25 protein-coding genes are annotated in these 21,986 nt (G+C 42.5%); 4 read left to right on the forward strand and 21 right to left on the reverse strand.

The window, feature by feature from the left end:
• Window position 1 precedes the first annotated feature (1 nt).
• On the reverse strand, window positions 2–736 hold the full coding sequence (locus GQR89_RS15285) for an ABC transporter permease (protein ID WP_158770835.1): 735 nt from the start codon (window positions 734–736) through the stop codon (window positions 2–4).
• Window positions 737–738: 2 nt separating this feature from the next.
• Entirely contained in the window at window positions 739–1,659 is a 921-nt protein-coding gene (locus GQR89_RS15290; protein ID WP_158770836.1) for an ABC transporter ATP-binding protein, read from the reverse strand.
• A gap of 231 nt (window positions 1,660–1,890) precedes the next feature.
• On the opposite strand from GQR89_RS15290, the gene GQR89_RS15295 reads away from it, so the two are divergent.
• A complete protein-coding gene (locus GQR89_RS15295) occupies window positions 1,891–2,535 on the forward strand; it encodes an AhpA/YtjB family protein (RefSeq protein WP_233268981.1) in 645 nt (214 codons plus the stop codon).
• Here the strand turns inward: GQR89_RS15295 and GQR89_RS15300 are convergent.
• The 10 genes from GQR89_RS15300 to rpoE all read right to left on the reverse strand — a co-directional run bounded on the left by GQR89_RS15300 (window position 2,532) and on the right by rpoE (window position 11,388).
• On the reverse strand, window positions 2,532–3,314 hold the full coding sequence (locus tag GQR89_RS15300; RefSeq protein WP_158770838.1) for a TatD family hydrolase: 783 nt from the start codon (window positions 3,312–3,314) through the stop codon (window positions 2,532–2,534). The genes GQR89_RS15295 and GQR89_RS15300 overlap by 4 nt on opposite strands.
• Window positions 3,315–3,326: 12 nt before the next feature.
• On the reverse strand, window positions 3,327–3,968 hold the full coding sequence (gene pdxH / locus GQR89_RS15305; RefSeq protein WP_158770839.1) for a pyridoxamine 5'-phosphate oxidase: 642 nt from the start codon (window positions 3,966–3,968) through the stop codon (window positions 3,327–3,329).
• Window positions 3,969–4,032: 64 nt separating this feature from the next.
• On the reverse strand, window positions 4,033–4,935 hold the full coding sequence (era, locus tag GQR89_RS15310) for a GTPase Era (protein WP_158770840.1): 903 nt from the start codon (window positions 4,933–4,935) through the stop codon (window positions 4,033–4,035).
• The gene (gene rnc / locus GQR89_RS15315; RefSeq protein ID WP_158770841.1) at window positions 4,928–5,611 is read right to left on the reverse strand and encodes a ribonuclease III; all 684 of its coding nucleotides are present in this window, start codon (window positions 5,609–5,611) and stop codon (window positions 4,928–4,930) included. The genes era and rnc overlap by 8 nt, the downstream gene beginning before the upstream one ends.
• On the reverse strand, window positions 5,612–6,517 hold the full coding sequence (gene lepB, locus GQR89_RS15320) for a signal peptidase I (RefSeq protein ID WP_158770842.1): 906 nt from the start codon (window positions 6,515–6,517) through the stop codon (window positions 5,612–5,614).
• Entirely contained in the window at window positions 6,518–8,314 is a 1,797-nt protein-coding gene (lepA, locus tag GQR89_RS15325; RefSeq protein WP_158770843.1) for a translation elongation factor 4, read from the reverse strand.
• A gap of 189 nt (window positions 8,315–8,503) precedes the next feature.
• Window positions 8,504–9,001 carry a SoxR reducing system RseC family protein gene (locus GQR89_RS15330; protein WP_158770844.1) on the reverse strand — a complete coding sequence of 166 codons (498 nt, stop codon included), beginning with the start codon at window positions 8,999–9,001 and terminating at the stop codon, window positions 8,504–8,506.
• Window position 9,002: 1 nt separating this feature from the next.
• Complete coding sequence (locus tag GQR89_RS15335; RefSeq protein ID WP_233268982.1) at window positions 9,003–10,127, reverse strand: MucB/RseB C-terminal domain-containing protein; 1,125 nt, start codon at window positions 10,125–10,127, stop codon at window positions 9,003–9,005.
• The gene (locus GQR89_RS15340; RefSeq protein ID WP_158770845.1) at window positions 10,081–10,683 is read right to left on the reverse strand and encodes a sigma-E factor negative regulatory protein; all 603 of its coding nucleotides are present in this window, start codon (window positions 10,681–10,683) and stop codon (window positions 10,081–10,083) included. The genes GQR89_RS15335 and GQR89_RS15340 overlap by 47 nt, the downstream gene beginning before the upstream one ends.
• Window positions 10,684–10,809: 126 nt before the next feature.
• Window positions 10,810–11,388: an RNA polymerase sigma factor RpoE gene (rpoE, locus tag GQR89_RS15345; RefSeq protein WP_158770846.1), complete on the reverse strand. Its 579-nt coding sequence runs from the start codon at window positions 11,386–11,388 to the stop codon at window positions 10,810–10,812.
• 227 nt (window positions 11,389–11,615) lie between these two features.
• Between rpoE and nadB the strand changes: the two genes are divergently transcribed.
• The gene (nadB, locus tag GQR89_RS15350; RefSeq protein ID WP_158770847.1) at window positions 11,616–13,220 is read left to right on the forward strand and encodes an L-aspartate oxidase; all 1,605 of its coding nucleotides are present in this window, start codon (window positions 11,616–11,618) and stop codon (window positions 13,218–13,220) included.
• Here the strand turns inward: nadB and GQR89_RS15355 are convergent.
• The 3 genes from GQR89_RS15355 to GQR89_RS15365 are packed head-to-tail and all read right to left on the reverse strand — an operon-like array spanning window position 13,213 to window position 14,953.
• Entirely contained in the window at window positions 13,213–14,178 is a 966-nt protein-coding gene (locus tag GQR89_RS15355; protein WP_158770848.1) for a MaoC/PaaZ C-terminal domain-containing protein, read from the reverse strand. The genes nadB and GQR89_RS15355 overlap by 8 nt on opposite strands.
• 60 nt (window positions 14,179–14,238) lie before the next feature.
• On the reverse strand, window positions 14,239–14,715 hold the full coding sequence (locus GQR89_RS21570; RefSeq protein WP_370460951.1) for a protein YgfX: 477 nt from the start codon (window positions 14,713–14,715) through the stop codon (window positions 14,239–14,241).
• Window positions 14,702–14,953, reverse strand: a complete 252-nt coding sequence (locus tag GQR89_RS15365) for a succinate dehydrogenase assembly factor 2 (protein ID WP_158770849.1) — start codon at window positions 14,951–14,953, stop codon at window positions 14,702–14,704. Before GQR89_RS15365 ends, GQR89_RS21570 begins: the two co-directional genes overlap by 14 nt.
• Window positions 14,954–15,121: 168 nt before the next feature.
• Between GQR89_RS15365 and ygfZ the strand changes: the two genes are divergently transcribed.
• Together ygfZ and GQR89_RS15375 are read left to right on the forward strand one after the other, a co-directional pair.
• Window positions 15,122–16,081, forward strand: a complete 960-nt coding sequence (gene ygfZ, locus GQR89_RS15370) for a tRNA-modifying protein YgfZ (RefSeq protein ID WP_158770850.1) — start codon at window positions 15,122–15,124, stop codon at window positions 16,079–16,081.
• Window positions 16,082–16,149: 68 nt separating this feature from the next.
• On the forward strand, window positions 16,150–16,635 hold the full coding sequence (locus GQR89_RS15375; protein ID WP_158770851.1) for a peptidylprolyl isomerase: 486 nt from the start codon (window positions 16,150–16,152) through the stop codon (window positions 16,633–16,635).
• Window positions 16,636–16,745: 110 nt separating this feature from the next.
• Here GQR89_RS15375 and glnB read toward each other — a convergent pair whose 3' ends face one another.
• From glnB to GQR89_RS15405, 6 genes are all read right to left on the reverse strand, one after another.
• On the reverse strand, window positions 16,746–17,084 hold the full coding sequence (gene glnB / locus GQR89_RS15380) for a nitrogen regulatory protein P-II (protein WP_158770852.1): 339 nt from the start codon (window positions 17,082–17,084) through the stop codon (window positions 16,746–16,748).
• A gap of 24 nt (window positions 17,085–17,108) precedes the next feature.
• Window positions 17,109–17,939 (reverse strand): ammonia-dependent NAD(+) synthetase, encoded by an 831-nt coding sequence (gene nadE, locus GQR89_RS15385; protein WP_158770853.1) that lies wholly within the window; start codon window positions 17,937–17,939, stop codon window positions 17,109–17,111.
• A 76-nt stretch (window positions 17,940–18,015) separates the two neighbouring features.
• Complete coding sequence (locus GQR89_RS15390; protein ID WP_158770854.1) at window positions 18,016–19,680, reverse strand: prepilin-type N-terminal cleavage/methylation domain-containing protein; 1,665 nt, start codon at window positions 19,678–19,680, stop codon at window positions 18,016–18,018.
• Window positions 19,681–20,805 carry a hypothetical protein gene (locus GQR89_RS15395; RefSeq protein WP_233268984.1) on the reverse strand — a complete coding sequence of 375 codons (1,125 nt, stop codon included), beginning with the start codon at window positions 20,803–20,805 and terminating at the stop codon, window positions 19,681–19,683.
• The gene (locus tag GQR89_RS15400) at window positions 20,795–21,427 is read right to left on the reverse strand and encodes a prepilin cleavage protein (RefSeq protein ID WP_158770855.1); all 633 of its coding nucleotides are present in this window, start codon (window positions 21,425–21,427) and stop codon (window positions 20,795–20,797) included. Before GQR89_RS15400 ends, GQR89_RS15395 begins: the two co-directional genes overlap by 11 nt.
• Entirely contained in the window at window positions 21,421–21,939 is a 519-nt protein-coding gene (locus GQR89_RS15405) for a GspH/FimT family pseudopilin (RefSeq protein ID WP_158770856.1), read from the reverse strand. The genes GQR89_RS15400 and GQR89_RS15405 overlap by 7 nt, the downstream gene beginning before the upstream one ends.
• Between the last annotated feature and the right edge of the window lie 47 nt (window positions 21,940–21,986).

Genomic DNA, 21,986 nt, shown 5'->3' on the forward strand with positions numbered 1-21,986 from the left:
GTTAATCAGCCTTCTTTTGTTCAATAATAAGTAATCCCGCATATAACCAAGCCATAGTAACTAAAACGAAATAACCGACGTCATTTAACGCTATTACGCCTTTGGCCATAGCTTCAAAATGCGTTAGAAAACTAAACGATGCCACGGTATCGAGTAATAATGACGGAGCCCACCCTTTGAATGAATCAAGAACGATTGAGCTGCCACTGACCACGAACAGAAAGCACACTACAATCGCAAGAATGAACGCGATAATTTGATTCTTTGATAACGCCGACATACACATCCCAATTGCGAGAAACGCACCGGCCATCAACCAACTACCTAAATACGCAGCAACAATAATTCCATTATCTGGCTTGCCCAGATAATTCACTGTCAGCCAAATGGGAAACGTCAACAACAGCGCTAAACCTAATACGCCCCATGCAGCAAAAAATTTTCCTAACGTCGCTTGCCATGTACTAACGGGAAGTGTCATTAATAATTCAATGTTGCCGCTTTTTCGTTCCTCAGCCCAGCTGCGCATTGCAATCGCAGGGACCAAGAATAAATACAGCCACGGATGAAAATTGAAAAATGCCAGCAGGTCTGCCTGCCCTCGTTCGAAAAATCCTCCGATAAAAAATGCGAATACCGCGGAAAGAACAAGAAAAATACCGATAAATACGTATGCCACAGGTGAGGCGAAATAACCTGCAAACTCACGCTTAAACAAGATAAAAATGTGTGCCACAGCTATGCTACCTCTGTTGTTAATTCTCTGAAGACTTGGTCTAGACGCCCTTGTTCAATAAACAAAGTATCTACTGGTAATTTTGCACGCTGCACATGGGCAGTCACTTCATGCAATATGTGTCTTCCGGGCTCTGGAAATAAGGTAACGTGCCCTGTTTTTTGCTCCACTTCCATTTCAGCAACGCCTTCTAACTCGGCTAAACCTGAAATATCAGCAAGATAGCTAAGATGAATGGTAACAGCCTGATAGTATCGAGAGCGCTTCTGCAAGCTTAAAGGGGTATCATTAAATAATAATTTACCTTTAGCTATAATCATAACTCGATTACATACAGCAGTGACTTCTTCCAATATATGCGTAGAAATGATAACTATTTTGTCTTTTGCTAACTGTGTTATCAACTCACGTACTTGATGTTTTTGATTAGGATCTAAGCCATCGGTTGGCTCATCTAGGATCAAGATATCAGGATCATGGAGCAAAGCTTGCGCAAGACCAACACGTCGTTTAAATCCCTTCGATAAGTTCTCGATAGGTCGATTCATCACTTCCTGAAGTTCGATTTTCTCTACTACTTCGGTTATGCGGCGCTCTTTTTCTTTACCTTTGAACCCTCTAACTTCAGCGATGAATTTAAGAAATTGATAGGTCGTCATATCACCATAAGCTGGAGCGCCTTCAGGTAAATAACCTATGCGTTGCTGAATAGTTTTAGCATGACGTGCCATTGATAAATCGAAAATATCAATCGTGCCACTCGTGGGCTGTAAAAACCCGGTTAGCATTTTCATCGTGGTAGATTTACCAGCACCATTTGGGCCTAAAAAACCGACAATGTCGCCCGGCTTGATATCGAAGCTTAAATCTTCGACAGCTGTGAAATGGCCAAACAATTTCGACAGGTTTTTAACAGATATCATAGTGTTCCTATTATGACGAAAAGATCGCGTGCTAAAGATATAGCGTTATAGGGTCGGTTTCAACGCCTTCGCGCAAGTGAAATAGCAATCAGTGATGTATATATGAGCATAACCTTACTTACATCAATTAAGGTATGAGACTATTTTGCCAGAACATGCGCTTTTTGCTTATAGCTGAGCGAAATTTCTTGGCAAAACTGCCCTGTTACCTTATTGTCTTGCGCTATGAGCATGGCAAAATCCCTATTACATACAGTCGACTTACATATACATAGTCGCTACTCAATATTTAAACGCATTTTAAACCTCATTATCGTTATTGTGATGGTGTTGTTATTTGTGAACCTTTGGTTTGTGGATAACGATACAGCACAGAATTGGCGAAACAAGCAAAGTACCCAATTGGGCAATAGTCTTAGCTTAATTGCCAGTAAAATCCTTGCGCAACCCATAATAGATAAAGATGAACAACGTATTACCCAAGTACTCGATATAATGCTTAACGATCCCCATGTTGAAGGAGCAGCCGTTTATGATCAGTACGGTCAACAATTAGATCAACAAGGCAGTTTGGATACTATTGTCGAACAATATCATAACGATCAGTATTCAGTTCCGCTGGTGTTTGTGCAAGATATTCGAGTTGATAAACAAATATACGGCTATGTGCGCCTATTACTCAATGAGAAAAGTGTGATGGCGCTGCACAGCGCTTATCAAGCTCAACTACGTAAACAAACCCAAGTATTGGGATTATTGGCTGCTTTAGCCGCATTACTGTTGACTAGAATTTTCTATAAAGTGCGTTATCGCCACTACGTACACTCCCGTGATAAACCAATAAACGCTCAAAAAACTGAACCGACCACACGTTAACGCGCCCTAGTATTTAATATATTCGGTAAAATATCTAACGTGTTGCGCCAACAGGCCTGTTGTATTTCACTGGCACATTCAGGGCGTAGCGACTGCAGCTCATGCAAAATTAACGGCAAATAACTTGGGCTATTACGCTCATCTTGCTTATTGTTAATTGGCATGTCTGGGGCATCAGTTTCCAGCACTAGACTAGAAAGTGGCACTTGGCTTAGCACTTTGCGTGTTTTTTGTGCGCGAGGATAAGTAATCGTACCGCCAACCCCTAACTTAAAACCTAATCCAATATAGGTCTGGGCTTCATATAAACTGCCGGAGAAAGCATGAACAATACCTGCGTTGCTAAATTTGAGCTGTTTTAAGATGCGGATTAACGCATTGTGAGAGCGTCGATGATGAACAATCACTGGGAGTTGATGCTTTTGAGCAATTCGTAGTTGCTCGCGAAAAACATGCTCTTGAAGATCAGCACTGGTCGATAGGCTGTAATCCAAGCCAATTTCTCCTACCGCGACAGCGACACCTTTTTGGTCACTTAGGTTGTCATCGAGTAAACGAAGATCGGCGTTATCGAAGTCTAGAAGAAAATAAGGGTGAATACCTAAGGCAAATTTTAGCTGGTTATATTGGCCACATAATGCAATTAAATTTTTCCAAGTATGGGCTTGGGTACCGGGGAGTACAATATGCTTTACCCCAAGCTCATCACACTTAGCTAGCACCTGCGCTCGATCATCATCAAAAACGCTAAAATCTAAGTGACAATGGCTATCAATCACGGTGTAGAGCAGCTAAGGCATTAAACGTTGAATGGACCAACCTTCGCTTTCATTACGACTAAAAGCAAAACGATCATGTAAGCGATGCTCGCCTCCTTGCCAAAACTCAATATTTTGCGGTTCGACTTTAAAGCCTCCCCAAAACTCTGGCGCGGGGATTTCATTATCCGTAAATTTCATTTTTGTTGCTTCAAATCGCGCCAATAAGGCATCACGACTTTCTATAGGTTTGCTCTGCTTAGACGTCCAAGCCGCTAATTGGCTTGACAATGGCCTAGATGAAAAATAGCGCTGCACGTCCTCTCTGCTCACTAATGATGCACATCCTCGCACCAGAACTTGTCGTTCAAGAGGATGCCAAGGGAAATGCAACGATATATTTGGATTTTCAGCTAATTCACGTCCCTTACGACTACCAAAGTTGGTATAAAAAACGAAGCAATTATCAACTACCCCTTTTAAAAGTACGATACGCTGAGATGGATGTCCGCGGCTATCAACTGTCGCGACAACCATAGCGGTAGGATCAGGTAAGCCCGCTTCAACAGCGTCGTTCATCCAAATAGAAAACTGTGCAAAAGGGTCTTTCAATAAGGAATCTTCAGTAAGATGACCTTGGCTGTACTCGCGCCGGATTTGACTCAAAGGCTGCATAATTTACTCCTTCAAAACAGATAACGATTAATCAATATGACGACGCGAGCAAGTACGGCTAAAATTAGCTGTCTTGGCCGTATCCTAAACTGCGTAATGCACGTTCATCGTCAGCCCAGCCCGATTTGACTTTAACCCACAACTCTAAAAAAACTTTTGTATCAAACAAATGTTCCATATCTTTTCGCGCTTCAGCACCAATAGTCTTCAGGCGTTGTCCACCTTTGCCTATCACCATACTTTTTTGGCTATCGCGTTCCACTAAAATTAAGCCATTAATCCGATATACACCGTTGTCAGCCAACATAAACTGTTCAATTTCGACGGTCACTGAATACGGCAACTCATCACCGGTGAAACGCATTAGCTTTTCGCGAATAATTTCAGCTGCCATAAAACGGCTAGAACGATCGGTAATATAATCTTCTGGGAAGTAGAACTCACTTTCAGGTAAGACTTCATTCACCATATCGCGTAACTGGGTAACGTTCTTGCCATTTTTTGCTGAGATAGGCATTATTTTATTAAATGCATGTTGCTCACCTAGCCACTTTAAATGTGGCAACAAGATTTCTTTATCTTTTACATTGTCTGACTTATTCACAATCAACCAGCAGTCCACATTACTCTGCTTAATTTTCGTTAATACCATTTGGTCATCATCGGTCCAACGGGTCCCTTCAACAACAAATAGAACCAAGCCCACATCGGCAATCGAGCTAGAAGCGGCACGGTTCATAAAACGGTTAATCGCGCGCTTTTCTTCAATGTGTAAACCTGGAGTATCAACGTATACGGCTTGACGATTTTCGTGGGTGTCGATACCCATAATGCGATGACGGGTGGTTTGTGGTTTACGCGAGGTGATACTCACTTTTTGCCCAAGTAGAGCATTGAGTAGGGTGGATTTCCCTACATTTGGACGGCCAACTATGGCAATCATTCCACAATAAGTGATATCAGACATTTTTTAAATTCTCGAGTGCTTGCTTTGCCGTGAGCTGTTCAGCCCGGCGTCTACTTTTTCCACGGCCGACAACAGGCTTATTAAGCCCTGCAACTGTGCATTGCACAGTGAATGTCTGATCGTGGGACTTGCCGCTAATGTCGGTCACTTCATAATCCGGTAAGGGAAGTTGTCGACCTTGTAAATATTCTTGAAGACGCGTTTTATGGTCTTTGGGTGTCTCATCAGGATTAAGCGCATTAATACGTTTCGCAAACCAAGCTAAAATAAGTGGTTCACAGCCCTGCATTCCGACTTCCTGATAAATTGCGCCGATAATAGCTTCAACGGCATCAGCAAGAATCGAATCCCGTCGATGACCACCACTTTTGAGCTCACCGGGTCCGAGTAACAATAAATCGCCTAATGCAAACTCTCTTGCCACTTCAGCAAGGGTATCGCCTTTAACCAAGCTTGAACGCATACGCGTTAAATTGCCTTCCGGCTGTTTTGGGAATCGTTCAAAAAGTGCTTTTGCAATAACTAAACCGAGTACAGCATCCCCCAAAAATTCGAGACGCTCATTATGGTTCGAACCGACACTTCTGTGCGTAAGCGCAACCGTTAAGTTCTGCGGATCGGCAAAGGTGTAACCAAGTTTGGTATATAAAGGTTTGTATGGATCAATCAACTGCATCTAAATTATGCTACCGACTCGATTAAACCTGACATCAGTTGGGATCCAGCCTGGTATCCAGCTACTGGGAACACGGTCAAATTCAAAGCTGATCCAAATAGCGACAGCCTTACCGACTAGGTTATCATCAGGTACAAAGCCCCAAAAACGACCGTCTAAACTATTATCTCGGTTATCGCCCATCATAAAATATTGACCTTCAGGCACGATCCACTCGTCAGCTTGGGTACCCGGCTGTTGATAGTAATCTTGCGTACGATTTAAATTATTCGGTAGGCGGAATATGTTATGGGTGACCTCCCCTAGTTTCTCTTGATACTTTTCAAGAGGAACGAAGTTTTGGTACGCTTCGCCGCGATCAACAAAGTTAAGTTCTACCGGCTCAATAGATGGACAGTTTTGACTGGTATCACACGCAGGCTTAATAAATAACTGCTTATTACGATATATAACGGTGTCACCCGGTAAACCAATAACGCGTTTAATATAATCTTGGCTAGGATTTTTAGGATATTTAAAAACAGCGACATCGCCACGTTCAGGCACACCGGTATCCCAAAATTTGCTTCTAAAAACAGGGTCTTTCACACCATACGCATACTTTTCAACTAAGATAAAATCCCCAACCAAAAGAGTAGGCATCATTGAGCCTGAAGGAATTTGAAAAGGTTCGTACAAGAATGAGCGCAATACCAAAACAAACGCGATAACCGGAAATATTTGCTGTGCAGTATCCACTAACCATGGCAATGTTTGCTCTTGAGGGTCGCCTGTTACATTAGAGCCATCTTCGGCAATCACAGTGCGCTCTTTTCGTTTTGGAGCAAACATTAACGAGTCAGCTAACCAAATAAGCCCTGATGCTACTGTCAGAACAACTAAGAACAATGAAAAATAGTTTGCCATTTACTTACCTACCTTGAGTAATGCAAGGAACGCCTCTTGAGGAAGCTCAACGTTACCGACTGACTTCATGCGCTTCTTACCATCTTTTTGCTTCTGAAGAAGCTTCTTCTTACGGCTTACATCACCGCCATAACATTTTGCAATAACGTTTTTACGCAATTGTTTAATCGTGCTTCGGGCCACTATTTGGTTACCGATAGCAGCTTGTATAGCGATATCAAACATTTGCCGAGGAATTAACTCCCGTAACTTTTCTACTAACTCTCGACCACGAGATTGTGCGTTATCCTTGTGGGTAATCATCGCCAGTGCATCCACACGTTCACCGTTGATCAGAATATCTAGTCTAGACATTTCTGCTGTTTGGAAGTGTTTGAAATTGTAATCAAGTGATGCGAAACCACGGCTTGTTGACTTCAATCTATCGAAAAAGTCCATAACCACTTCAGCCATAGGCAATTCATAGGTCACCGCAACTTGCTTACCGTGGTAAGTCATACTGGTCTGCACACCGCGTTTGTCGACACATAAGGTAATAACACTGCCTAAATATTCTTGCGGCACAAGAATATGCGCTTCTACGATAGGTTCATGAATTTCTTCAATTGCATTTACCGCAGGTAATTTAGATGGGTTATCTACATACAAGGTTTCTCCGTCAGTGGTGATAACTTCGTATACCACGGTAGGCGCTGTAGTAATCAGATCTAAGTCGTATTCGCGCTCTAAACGTTCTTGAATGATTTCCATATGCAACATGCCTAAGAATCCGATTCGGAAACCAAAACCGAGTGCTGAAGAACTTTCAGGTTCATAAAACAACGACGCATCATTTAAACTAAGTTTAGCTAGCGCATCGCGAAAATCTTCGTAGTCATCAGAACTAATAGGGAAAAGCCCCGCGTAAACCTGCGGTTTAACTTTCTTAAAGCCTGGCAGAGCAACGTCTGCAGGGTTGCGTGCAAGCGTAATAGTATCACCTACTGGGGCACCATGAATTTCCTTAATACCGGCAACAATAAAACCTACTTCACCAGCACGTAAACGACCCGTGTCTGTTGCTTTAGGGGTAAATATACCCACTTTGTCAGCTTGATGAATTACACCTGTCGACATGATTTTAATTTTGTCGTTTTTACGCAATTCACCTTGAACAATACGAACCAACGACACAACACCTTGATAGTTATCAAACCAAGAATCAACAATCAGGGCTTTTAGTGGCGCATCAATATCCCCTTCAGGTGGCGGAATTTGACGTACAATCACTTCAAGTACATCTTCGATACCCACACCGGTTTTCGCCGAACAGCGCACTGCGTCTAGGGCGTCAATGCCAACTATATCTTCGATTTCTTCAGCCACACGATCGGGTTCAGCTTGAGGTAAATCGATTTTATTCAAAATCGGCACCACTTCCATATTTAAATCGATGGCGGTGTAGCAATTTGCTAAGGTTTGAGCTTCAACGCCTTGACCCGCATCAACTACCAAAAGTGCGCCTTCGCAAGCGGCTAATGAGCGAGATACTTCGTAAGAAAAGTCGACATGCCCAGGCGTATCGATAAAGTTAAGTTGATAGGTTTCACCATCTTTCGCTTTATAATTGAGCGTTACGCTCTGCGCTTTAATAGTAATGCCTCGCTCGCGTTCAATATCCATTGAATCAAGAACCTGAGCTGACATTTCTCGCTCTGTTAAACCACCACAGTGTTGGATTAATCGATCTGAAAGTGTCGATTTACCGTGGTCAATGTGGGCGATAATTGAGAAGTTACGTATGTGCTTGTGTTGCATAGACTTTTGAAATGTACCTAGTACGTTTTGCCTGCCCTAAGCGTAATTTTGCAAGCAGCAGATATGTGCTCAAGGAAATTAGGGGAACAAATTAAATTAATTAGACGCGGATTTTACAATTTTATCAGCCAATTTGCGATAAAGAACTCCGAAGATATGCATAATTAATGCACGAAATATGATTTAAGCCTAGATGTTCGTCACATCAATACAATCTACTTGGGTTTTCAAGGTAGGTAAAACGGCTAATAGGTGGGGCTCGAATCGACTTTTACTATGCTGAGCGATATAACGTTTTACGCCTAAAAAGCTAGCTACCGCCGCCAAGAGTGAACACAATATGACCCAACCTTCGCTATGGATCGAAAAATTAGCGAGTAATAAGGAACTCACCACGGCCGCTGTTATCATGGATAAAAGAGGCAACATATAAACAAGTAATGACGCGCTCAATAGCATGGCTTCAGGAATGCCTAACTTTACGTCCTGACCAATCGATACACTTTCGTGGCAAGGTAACCATAACGCATCTCGTTTATTTGCCAGCGCGCGAGCGATAACACCCGTACCGCAATTATCTTTAGCGTGACAACTGCCACAAGTAGACTTCACTTGCGTCGCAATTTTTATATACTGCTGGCCTTGGTTATTTCGAACTTCAACAACCGTTCCTACTTCTTCAATCATACTAAGGTGTCGCTAAGTGAATTGAATTTGCAATATGATTAGCTGTTTCTGGAGGAAGCTTACCCACCACAGTAACGTTAAGTTTACCCTGATTTAGGGTTAACAATGTGTCTGACTCATGACGTAAAAGGATATCTTGATTAATACCGTCGTTTTGGCTTTCTCGCATATAGATAGATACATCAACTAAACCATCACTTAGCATCACATATTCAACCGATAAACCTGTAATCGGCAGACGATGGATATCACGTTTAACCTCAATCATGCCCACTGGCATATATGCGATATCCCATATGGGTTTAGTGTCTACTTGAGGCCTGAGCTCTAGTACTTCAGGAAGCATAGCAGGTTCTATTTTTTCAAAAAAATCGTCAGGTTGTTCTGTCACATGACACGCAGTAACTTGTATTTGTTCGAGTAATTGCCCATTCAAATCCACAAGATTCATTTTGAGCATTAAACCTGTTTCTTGATCAAGCCAAACATTCATGCCAAACCGTGATTTGTCTTTACTAACAATGCGAATTTGTTGTGCCGCTCTACCTGATACGCGGCTGCGGCCTACCATGACAAAATCATAACTGGCCTTGATTTCATCAGGCTGTTGAAAAAACTCGCTGGGGAAAGGGCCATTAATAACGTTCGATTGCAAACTATAGGGAGGAACGTTCGGTTCAAAGTAGCTGACTTTATTGCCAATACGCACCACTTCTCTACCTGGCCCATTAAGCAAATTAAGCTGCTCCATTTTAACACCCTGCACACTGACACCATGACGCCATAGGTATGGCTGAGAGTCCACGCCAGGTTTGAGTAACACAAATGAAATACTGTAATTTAAATTACGGTGTGCATAAGCCATTTTTTCAAGCCAACCGTGAGCACTATCGGAGGGAAATGCTTTAATCTGCTGGGTATATGAATCCGGCGGTGTATTAACAGAAATATTCTTTTGGATATTAATATCAGCTTGGACATTAATATTAGCTTGGGCACTATCATCAGATTGCCCAATACTACTGAAGGATAAAAACGTTAGGCAGACAAGCGAAATCTGCCTAATGAATTTTGAGGATCTATCTTTGCGGAATGTTTTCAACGTTGCTTGACTGTTCAGTCTCATATAACTCTACTTCAGATTCATCTTTATCCGGTGCGGCTTTAAAACGTAACTGCTGCTTATGGTCGTTTAAGTAAGCGTTAATGACTCTACGTTGTTCAGATGCATCAGCTCTTGGTAATGTACGCGTTTGCTCTAAGCTAACGGGTGATAACCCACCTTGTATACCTAACAACGCTGGAGCTGAATTAAACGGTTGCTCAACTTCAGGTTGATTAAATTGCTGCACACCAATAATCATCGCTACTGCTACCGAAGCAGCAACAGCCATTTGTCCGCCTTGCTTAGCAAAGGGTACCACAGAACCAATCAATGGTAGATCACGCCATGATTTTTTCGGAGCGAGAATAGCGGGCTCAGACTCCAATGCAGCTGCGACGTTTGCAGCAATATCGAAATTGATTTGCGGTGCCATCTCTTTGCGAAGACCATCACGAATTAAGTGATAACTCTGCCACTTGTCAGCTAGCTCAGCATCACTCTTTATAGCATCTAGTAGTTGTTCATCATGCAACTCACCATCAACTAGAGCAGATAAATTTTCAATTTTTTGCGTCATATAACAAGCTTCCTGAATATACGCTTAAATAAACTGTCACTTGAAATAAAAATCTATCTCAAATTACTGTGGTAACTGCAACGTCATCGTTCAAATTTTGACGATGCGTCACCGCTATAACCTTCGCTAGCGTTGCAACAAAGGCTGAATGACCTTATCCAATGCTTCTCGAGCTCTGAATATACGTGAACGAACAGTCCCAACTGGACAATCCATCACGTTGGCAATTTCTTCGTAACTTAACCCTTCTAACTCTCGTAGGCTGATTGCCATACGTAAATCTTCGGGTAACTTATCCATCGTATCAAACAGTAGTTTTTCCATTTGAACCGACATTAAATTCTTTTCTGGCGAATTATTTTCTTTAAGGGCATCACTGCCATCATAAAAATCCGCATCTTCTGCATCTACATCGCTCGCTGGGGGCTTTCTGCCTTGCGAGACTAAATAATTTTTAGCGCTATTTACGGCTATACGGTATAACCATGTATAAAACGCACTATCGCCCCTAAAATTAGGTAATGCACGGTAAGCTTTAATAAATGCTTCTTGTGCTACGTCAGCAACGTCACCGGAGTTCTTCACATATCGTGATACTAAATAAGCCACTTTGTGTTGGTACTTAACTACCAACAATCCAAATGCGTCTTTATCTCCGCGTTGCACTTTTTCAACAATTTGCTGATCTGTTAACTGCTCGCTCATTCGAGCCAATACTCCTGATACAAATACTATTCTGGCTCATGCAAGCACTATAATTGACCATGCCATTTGCAATAAGTTCGTTTTGTAAGAATTATTTTCAAAATAAATTCGAAATATTTTCCCTAAATATCGCTAAGCGGTGCATCTTGCCATTAATATCATTGTATTTCTTACAACATTAATTAGTATTGCTGCACTCTATTAGCATTATTGGTGTAGTTTACCCTATGCACTCCACTGTTGAACATCGTTGTGACGTACTAATTATAGGCAGCGGCGCTGCGGGCCTTAGCCTAGCATTGAAACTCGCCGAGCACTGCCAGATTATCGTACTAAGTAAAAGTAGTTTAGCCGAAGGGTCAACCCGTTACGCGCAAGGTGGTATAGCGGCCGTTTTTGATGAAGACGACTCTATCGAATCACACGTTAAAGATACGCTTATGGCCGGCGCAGGTTTATGTGATGAGCAAGTTGTACACTTTACAGCTTCTCGCGCTAAAGCCTGCATGCAATGGCTTATAGACTTCGGTATGCCGTTCGATCAAATGGCCGATAGTGCTGGCGGTGAGCAGCGCTATCACTTAACCAGAGAAGGTGGTCATAGTCACAGGCGCATACTGCACGCAGCCGATGCGACTGGCGAAGCCGTTCAGGTAACACTTATTGAAGCGGTAAAGCAGCATCCAAATATTCACATTTTCGAGCGCTATAACGCCGTCGACCTGATTAAAAGTAAAGATTCCCCTAATCAATTACTAGGTGCCTATGTTTGGAATCGTAAACACGAACATGTTGAAGTTATACGTAGCAAATTTACGGCTTTAGCGACCGGTGGCGCGAGTAAGGTCTATCAATACACTTCAAATCCCGATGTATCCAGTGGCGATGGTATCGCAATGGCGTGGCGAGCAGGTTGCAGCGTGGCAAATATGGAATTTAACCAATTTCATCCAACATGTTTGTTTCACCCTGAAGCACGTAATTTCCTTATAAGCGAAGCGCTACGAGGTGAAGGAGCATTTTTGTGCCATGCCGATGGCACCCCTTTTATGCAAAAATTTGATGAGCGTGGTGATTTAGCCCCCAGAGACATTGTCGCTCGCGCCATCGACTTCGAGATGAAACGCCTAGGTGCCGACTGTATGTATTTAGACATCAGCCACAAACCAGCTGACTTCATTAAAAAGCATTTTCCCAATATCTATCGTAAATGTCGTGCTTTAGGAATAGACATTACTCGTCAACCCATCCCAGTTGTACCCGCAGCGCACTACAGCTGTGGTGGTGTAGTCACTGATCTTAACGCAAAGACCGACCTAGACAACCTATATGCCTTAGGCGAAGTAGCTTACACCGGTCTACATGGCGCAAATAGGATGGCCAGCAACTCGCTGCTTGAATGTATAGTTTTCGCTCATTCAGCAGCTGAAAATATTATTCAGCGTATTACTGAAAAAGATTCAATTGAAGATATTCAGCCTTGGGATGAATCTCAAGTTGGCGATTCAGATGAAGAAGTCATAATTCAACATAACTGGCATGAGTTACGTCTTTTCATGTGGGATTACGTCGGTATTGTGCGTACCAACAAGCGCTTGGCCCGGGCTCAGCACCGTATTGAATTATTAAAGCAAGAAGTTGATGAGTACTATTCGTATTTTAAAGTCAGTAACAATCTTTTGGAACTGCGTAACTTGCTAACCGTAGCAGAACTAATCGTTAAGTGCGCCCAGCAACGTAAAGAGAGTAGAGGCCTGCATTATAATTTGGATTATCCCGACTTGCTCGAGAACCCTAGTCCATCAGTTATTCCTGGAAAAATCACTAAATAGCCATCAACTCCCCATTTAGATGGGGAGTGTTACCCTTTTCGCTATCAAGAGAGAATTTAACGTGATGTGCATCTACCTTTATCTTTTCAATCGCCAGATTTTCATTCCACGATGCGGAAAAACACAGTTTATTGGGTAGTAATATCGGTTTAATAAATTGTACGTTTGTTGTGAAGCCTTTTTTAAATGGCTCTGGTGTCAGTTGCTCAAGCGCAGAAATGCAACGGGATTTTGACCACATACCATGGGCAATAGCTTGTTTAAAACCAAATAATTGTGCACTCAATTTTGCTAAATGGATTGGATTGTAATCTCCAGATGCCCGGGCATACCGTCGTCCTAAATCTCTGCCTAATTTCCAAGTCTGTCTGTTGTCACGCCCCCGCTGCTGCAATGGATCATGTTGTGAATCGAGCCCTTTATGCTCTTGATTATTCGTTACGCTTCGCTTTTGTGTGTCACCCGTGCTGTCTTGAGCAGGCGAATATGCAGCGCTGCGATATAAATTAGCACTCTCAGACGACCAACACAGCTCACCGTTGATCCTGATCTCGGTAATGATTGAAAACACAATCCCTTTAGAGTGAGGCGTTATATCCCTAAAGTAACAACTGAAAACACACGCTTCATCAGCATATATAGGTCTATATTGCGTAATTTCGTTGGCAATGTGTACGAGTCCTAATAGGGAAAAAGGGAATTTTTTTTGCAGCATTAACATTAGATGTAAAGGAAAACTCATTACATGCAAGTAACAGGGATGTAAAGCGTGCCCTTGCCAATTCGTTACTTGATGAAATTTATTGAATTGCTTTTTTTCAATACTAGGCGCAGCGTATTTTAATATCGTTGCTGGAAGAGTTGCGATGTTAGCGTCAATAAGAGGCCGATTTTCTCGTTTAAACGCTGCTTGCATCAGTAAACGTCCTGCGCTTGGCAGCTTGGTCAATAACGTCATAAAAAGCTATCGCAGTGCCAATTTAGTGTAATGAGCAATATGTACTTTCTGACCCGATATTTATAATTTAGCATGCGTTTCTAATTTTTCTTGTCGTTGCTGACTCGCCAAAATACAACGGCATAAACGACGATAATCTTGTTCGCTCACTCGATCTCGAAATACCCAGCACCAATGCGCCGATAAGTCAGCTTTTTGCTGATGGCGCTGTAAAAAAGGGATAAGCTGGATCAATAACAAGCCACCTAGCATTTTGGATTGTTCACCGATCCACCAATTAGCGTCGAGTCTCTGATCAAGATAATTCCATTCACCTAAATAACTAACCTGCACAATAATATCTCTACTTTCTCGGTCTCGCCATCGTCTGAGAAAGTAAATCGTGATTAAGAAGACCGTAATACCTTGCCAGAGTTTTTGATAGGTTAAAACGTTTGGCTGCCACACAAAAACGCTGGCAACCATGAAGCCATATACGACGCAGAACAATTTGGTCTGTAATCGCGAAGGTTTTATTTCAATTCTATACTTTGACACGACTAAGAATATGATCGATTAAGCGCTTGTAATCAGCATTATGACAAGGCTGATGCCCCATTAACCAAGCATATAAGTCTGGATCATCAGATGTTAACAGACTCTCAAAAATTACTTTATCTGCTTCAGATAAGTCATTAAAGCCTTCGTCAACGAACGGCATAAAGATAACATCTAATTCTAACATTCCGCGCCGACAAGCCCATTTCAAGCGCGCATATCTTTGTTTGGTAAACATGGATTATCCTATTATGAAAATTCTTTATCAGTTTACCATAAATTTATCACTAGACACCTTATCCATAGTGGACATCGTACGATTGTTTTATCAATAATTACCCTTGCTTATTAATAGTTAAGCCACATATTATTGAACAATTAAGCTTTGTAAAAGAGATGATAACCTGTGATAGATCCTATCGATTTTGCGGATGATATCCCCGCTGACTTTATTTGCCGATTAGATGACTTAAATGTCTTGAACGTAAGCGGTGAAGAACGCATTAAGTACTTACAAGGCCAAGTGACTGCTGATATGTCCAAGCTCACAGCTCATGAAGCTCTTCTAGGCTGCCACTGTGATTTTAAGGGTAAAGCGTGGAATATATTTTACGCCTTAGAGCACAATGATTCAGTATTGTTAATCAGTCATAAAGAAAGTGCTGCTACATCACTACCTGAGCTTAAAAAGTACGGAGTGTTTGCCAAGGTGGATTTTTCACAAGACACCCAGCAATGGGCATGTTTTGGTGGTAGAGGACCTCAGTTAGAAACCATTATCAGTGAGTTGTTTGCTGATGTTCCATTTGAACAGCAGCAAACTTTTAGTAATGAGAACGGCGTGGTCATGGCATTAAGTTCCCCTGAGCCAAGGTTTATGCTAGTTCTGACTGCAAAGGGCCAAGCGAAACTTGCGGATCACCCAAACTTACCCTTGTTAAGCAGTAAGCTCTGGGAAGTGCTTGATATTCAAGCTGGGATAGCGCAACTCAATACCGCCACCAGCAATGAATTCGTGCCGCAGATGATGAACCTTCAGGCGATTGATGGGATTAACTTTAGTAAAGGTTGCTACATGGGACAAGAAGTTGTCGCACGTACCAAGTTTCTTGGGAAAAACAAGCGTGCAGCTTTTATACTTAAAGCGTCTCAAAGCGTGAATGTTACCCCAGGCGAGATCCTTGAAGCACCTGCAGGTGATAATTGGCGTAGAGGCGGCACTGTGCTGCGTGCTGCGAACTTAAATAAAGAGACTTGGTTGCTAGCGGTAGTCGCAAACGACACGGAAATTGACTCAAAAATGCGCTTGAAAGAACAGCCTGCAACTGTTTTTACCGTGCAATCCTTGCCATATTCATTAGAATAATAAGCTAATACTAAATTTTTAATCGGCGAGTATTTCATGTACCCGCCACCAATAGTTATGGATACCTTATGAATATAACCACCAACACAGTCGTTACCATGCATTTCACCGTAAGTGCTCCTGACGGCACACAAATTGACTCGTCAAAAGAAGCAGAGCCGATGGTGTTTTTGCAAGGCAGTCACTACCTAATTCAAGGATTAGAAGACCACTTGGAAGGCAAACAGGTTGGTGAGAAATTCATTATCGACGTTGAACCAGAGCAAGCATACGGAGAACGCCTTGATACTTTGGTACAAGAGGTACCGCGCTCAATGTTCGAAGGTATGGAAATTGAACCAGGTATGACATTCAGAGCAACTACCGACGAAGGTGAGCAGTCGGTAATGATTCTCGACGTTGATGATGAGACCGTTGTCGTAGATGGTAACCATCCTTTATCAGGTTTGACATTAACATTTGATGTCGAAATTTTAGAAGTACGTGAAGCAACAGAGGAAGAAATATCCCACGGTCATCCTCACACAGGTGAAGGATGTGGTCACACCCATTAATACATTTGGGCTAAATGACGCAAATAATAGCGTATTTTTTACCAATTTATAAAACAAAAACGAGGCCAAATGGCCTCGTTTTTTATTATATTTTCATTTCGCACTAGGCGTTACACTGCCTCTTCGTTTTCCTCACCCGTTCGGATACGAATGACGCGTTCAACTTCATACACGAAAATTTTACCATCACCTATTTTCCCGGTTTGAGCCGTTTTCATAATAGCTTCAATTGCTAACTCTACTTGGTCATCTGGTAGCACGACTTCTAGCTTCATTTTAGGTAGGAAGTCTACGTTATATTCAGCCCCACGGTATAACTCGGTATGGCCCTTTTGACGTCCGAAGCCTTTTACTTCAGTTACCGTCATACCACTAACACCCACTTCTGCAAGTGCTTCACGCACATCATCCATTTTAAACGGCTTTATAATCGCTTCGATTTTCTTCACTTTATTATTCTCCAGATGGTGTGCTTAATCATAAATTGTTGGAATGGGTATACGTTTATGTTGCGTCTTTTTGTAAATTTCCAATAGGCGTTCTGTTACTTGTTGTGATACAGGCTTTCCTTCGAGAAAATCATCGATGTCATCATAACTCATCCCGAGCGCTTGCTCGTCCGATTTCTGTGGACTCAAACTCTCTAAATCAGCGGTAGGCGGTTTATTTACCAGATTATCAGGCGCACCAAGATAGCTAGCAATTTGTCGAACTTGGCGTTTATTTAGCCCAAAAAGCGGCGCTAAATCGCAAGCTCCGTCGCCGTATTTGGTATAAAAACCAGTAATATTTTCCGCAGAATGATCCGTCCCCAGCACTAAGCCGTCTAACATGCCCGCGATTTCATATTGAACAATCATTCGCGTTCTTGCTTTAACATTACCTTTGACGAAATCACGCTTATTGTCACTAGTGGGCAGTAATCCGGCGGCCTGTAGCGCTTGATTGGTTTGCAGATCAATCGCATCAGCCCCAGGTTGAATATTTACCGAAAGTGACTGACTAGGTTGAATAAAATCGATCGACAATTGAGCATCTGCTTCATCTGCTTGTACGCTATATGGCAATCGCACCGCTACAAATTGATATTTTGGGTTCGGCTGTACATTCAATTGATTAACTGCAATCTGCGCCAACCGACCAAGTGTGCATGAATCAATCCCCCCACTGATCCCAAGCACTAGTGTTTTCAACCCCGAAGCAATCAGATGGTTCTTAATAAAGTCCACTCGTCTCGCTATTTCAAACTCAATATCTATTTGCGGTTTCACACGCATCTCGTCAATAACCGCTTGCTTGTGCATCTCACTCTCGCTCTGCTGATAAACTGATATTAATGGTGGCTAATTCCTAGACCAATTCTGATATGGCTCGACCGACTTAAGGTTGAACATCGATCTCAATCCCACTGCCTTCTACAACATATAATGCCTCAAACGGCGATAAGGGAAATTGTCCTACTAAGCCGCTATTTGAACCATTCATCGAAGCATATACCCTAGTTCGACCTGATATTAACGTCTCTATAAGCCCTCTTTGGTAGCTAGCATAATAATCTTGCTCAACATTCTCAACCGTTTGTATCGCTTGTTGAAGGATATTTACAATTTGGTTATCACTTGAATGCCAATTCGCCAATAACGTCACGTTAATATCATAGAATGGTGTTAGTGCTAACCAACGTTCATCGCCATCAGCGATAAGCTCGTTTAGGTAAGCTTTATCCTCACTATACAGTCGTTCCACGTATAGGGCGTAAGCAGCTAATTGAAAGCGTCCGAGTGATAAGTTTAAATTTCGGCCATCCAGCCCTACTGTTACCGTGCTGTTTTGAATATACGCTTTCAATCTTTGCCTAATGAAATCAGTGTAGGCATTTCGATTATTTTCAAGGTTTAGATGACGAGCGTCGAACTCAGTAATCGCCAAAAGCTCCCAGTCGGGCACAATGTGGTAAAAGCCGTCTATCCGCTTGAAACGACATACCTCCTGATATTCATCACCGATCAGTAGGGCTTCTTGAAAACTATTCTCCCCCAATCTCGCATAATGCCGATGTTTTAAGCCGTCTTCTAAACGATAGTAATTTTGGGTATCTACCATACCACTCGTATCGTGATGATCATTACAGCATTGTTCACAACGCGTATGTTGATCATCTGCGACTATTCCTCGCTCTTTTACGATATCCTGACCCAATTGCGTCACTAACGCTTCGCCTTCTATCCTTGTCACCGATGGTGTCTTTCCTAGACCGTTTTCAGCTAAGCGGCAATCACAACTTACCACCAGCTGCGCTTCTTTATATTTTTCTTGGTACTCAGGTACTACTAACTCTAACGTTGTTTGCTCTATTTCGACCATGTTATTGTCGCCCAACACTTCAATAGCGGGCGCTATCCCTTGCACAGCTTGCGTAAGGTTTAATGTGTGCAACGGGCTTAAGTTATCAGTCGGCGGCTGATGCATAACCCGCAAAGGTAAAATACTGCCCAACCCTGTATTTTGCACCTGCGCGCTACGGACAAAAGGTACAGGAGTCAACTCACTATTTAATGTAACGTTAAGCGACTCACCAAATTGGTCTTGCCAACTTACAATAATTTGTAAAGCCTTTTTTGGGGCTATCACTGGCAATGTTGCCGGCAAATTTACATCATCATCCGGTAACCAACTATCAGCGATATCATCATTATCGGTGTCGACAAAATACATATTCTTCACGCGCCAATGTAAATCAAATGGAGTCGTTTGAGACTGCGATTGCCACAATTTTAATAAAACTTCACCCGCTGCTATTCGGCCTCCTGTATCAGAACTAATATTTTGGTAACTAATTTCTCCCTCGCTGGGTTGCAACAAACTAAAACTCTGCAAATCATCCAGTTTTCTGGCGGCCAATGAAAGCGCCTGCTGTCGTAGATTAAGAGTATGATCCAGTTTGATATAATGCGATTGAAGGCGCACATAGCCCGCTATTCCAAACAACATAATGGCAATTGCAATTAATACTTCTAGCAAACTGAATCCTGACTGGGCTTTCATCTAAAAATCTCGCCAACTACCACTGATTTTACTCAGTCGCTGCATGTCTGCATCTTGTTGCAGGTTATTTAATACTGCAGCGTTATAGCGAACAGCAAATTGACTTACCGCCTCGTTTAATGACGAAAGTAAGATCAACGAGCCGTTTAGCTGTGAATTAACGGCCATCGCAATACGCTTAGGTACAGAAGGTAAAGTAGTGCTTAGCATTATCACCATGCCAAAGATGTGACTGTCGCTAGGCATTGTTAATGCTGAATCAACTAAAATTAAAATAACAGGTGTGCTCTCACTACCAATACGTTGACTAACATCTAACGTACACTCACCTTCAATCCAAATTACCCGGTTAGCACCAAGTGTCGCTGCGGCACAGTCTTGTTCGATAATTGATGCCTCGCTTCTTAGAACACGCCAATCAGACTCGCGGATATGGAAAAAGTAATCTAGCGCATCTACCGGGAACTGTTCGTGGTTTTGCAAAACGTCACTACTTGATTGCGTACTATTGGAATACATGCCACGCGCACATCGACTTTCATCAAAAGATTGCAGGGCACACGTACGACTGTTTATTCCTAACGGCGCAATATTCACGTCAGCCCAAAACGAAACCGGTACACCTCGACCTCCTCCATTAGGATTCGCCCCAAGTACAAATGTCACCGCAGATGATAGAGGCACTGAGCTAATCAGAGGTGCCTTTGGAACAATATTCAACAATGGATAGCGCAGCACTTGCTCACTCACGCTATGACTGCCTTGTTCATCTGAGGAGAAACCCATTGATTGAATGTCTGCCCAGCTCACATTTATTCCATTACGTTGTACTTGCTCAAAATCAGCGCGTACTACCGCTCGAATATTGTCCGTCAACATAACAGTGTGCTCTTGCCCCTGCCAATTGGGATCAGCTCGCATGCGGCTAATACCGTGCGCCAATCCACCTTCTGCTGCAGCTCCCGCTAATGCTTGATTCTGACTATTGAGTAAAATTCTGTGTTCGAGAGATTTAACGCGCCCAGTGTGAACGGTTGCCAGACTAGCAATAATTAATAACAAGGATACGGTCACGAGCATAATTGCTCCTTGTTGCTTCACAATACTATCGTTTTTACTGTGCATGGTTATTCACCATAAAATGTAACGTGCTCTGACGTGAAACCTCAGGTTGATTCTTTAAGTTGGCGATAATATTTATTTCGATTTGGGTTAACACACGCTCACCGAGTGTCAGCGGATGTAAAGTGAAATAAAGACGACTGACTTCCACCACATTCGGATCCGTTAAATCATGCCATCCACCATCATCACATCCCGCACCAGCCGTGCGCATCTCTATTGCCTTATCACGCAAACGATAACCGTAATTTTCGTTGCCATTTTGGGTATCAAGTACACCATTTGCGTTACGATCATAAGCAAACAGAATGCAACTTTGCGCTATTTCATCAGGATATCTCCCGACTATTAAAGAGTTAGCAAAGGGGCGAGCCTCTATTAAAGGATCCGTAATCTGCATAGACGCATGACCGTTGAACCCCGCTCTAGCAATGTCTCGTGCCAAAAGCTGACTGACCACAGTGAATTCTTCATTCAGCCGAGAAGACGTTAATAAATTTGCGTCCACGCCTAACCCAAAACCAATGAAAGCTGAAAATGCCGTTAATGCAGACACACCCAACGACATAGCAATCATGAGTTCTAACAGTGAGCTACCTCGCTGGTATCTACCAAATATCAACATTGTGCGTACGCCTGTATTTCGCCAGCTTGCACGCACAAACGCATTCGTCCCATATTGCTAACAATCAACTTCAGTTCGTCCACACCGTTAGCAAATACGACCGAACCAGAATTTCCCATAGCAAGGCCTCTTGCTCCATCAAATACAGCGCTCTCATTTTGGCCAAAGCGCAATTGAGATAGCCTAACGTCTGAAAATTCTATGTGTTGTATACGAGCTCCCACACCGAATAATGTGCAACTGTCTGCGATTTGACAGTCACAAGGCGCAGATGCATTTATTCCTAAACACCAGGCTTGAGAGCTATTAATACTCACGAACATTCTTTGTCCTGATGCGATCGCACTAGCACGAGCATGTTGTAATAAAAAATAGCTAGCTTGAGCGGCCTGCTTTACATGTAATTGTTGCTTTGAATCAAGAAGTGAAGGCACGCCGATAGTCATAAGGATCATGCTAATGGATATAACCACCATCAGCTCTAACAATGACATTCCCTGATAAAGTTTCATAACAATCCATGTACTTAAAATATGCTACAAGATGAAGATTTACGCGT

The organism is Paraglaciecola sp. L1A13, assembly GCF_009796745.1.
Taxonomy (GTDB): domain Bacteria; phylum Pseudomonadota; class Gammaproteobacteria; order Enterobacterales; family Alteromonadaceae; genus Paraglaciecola.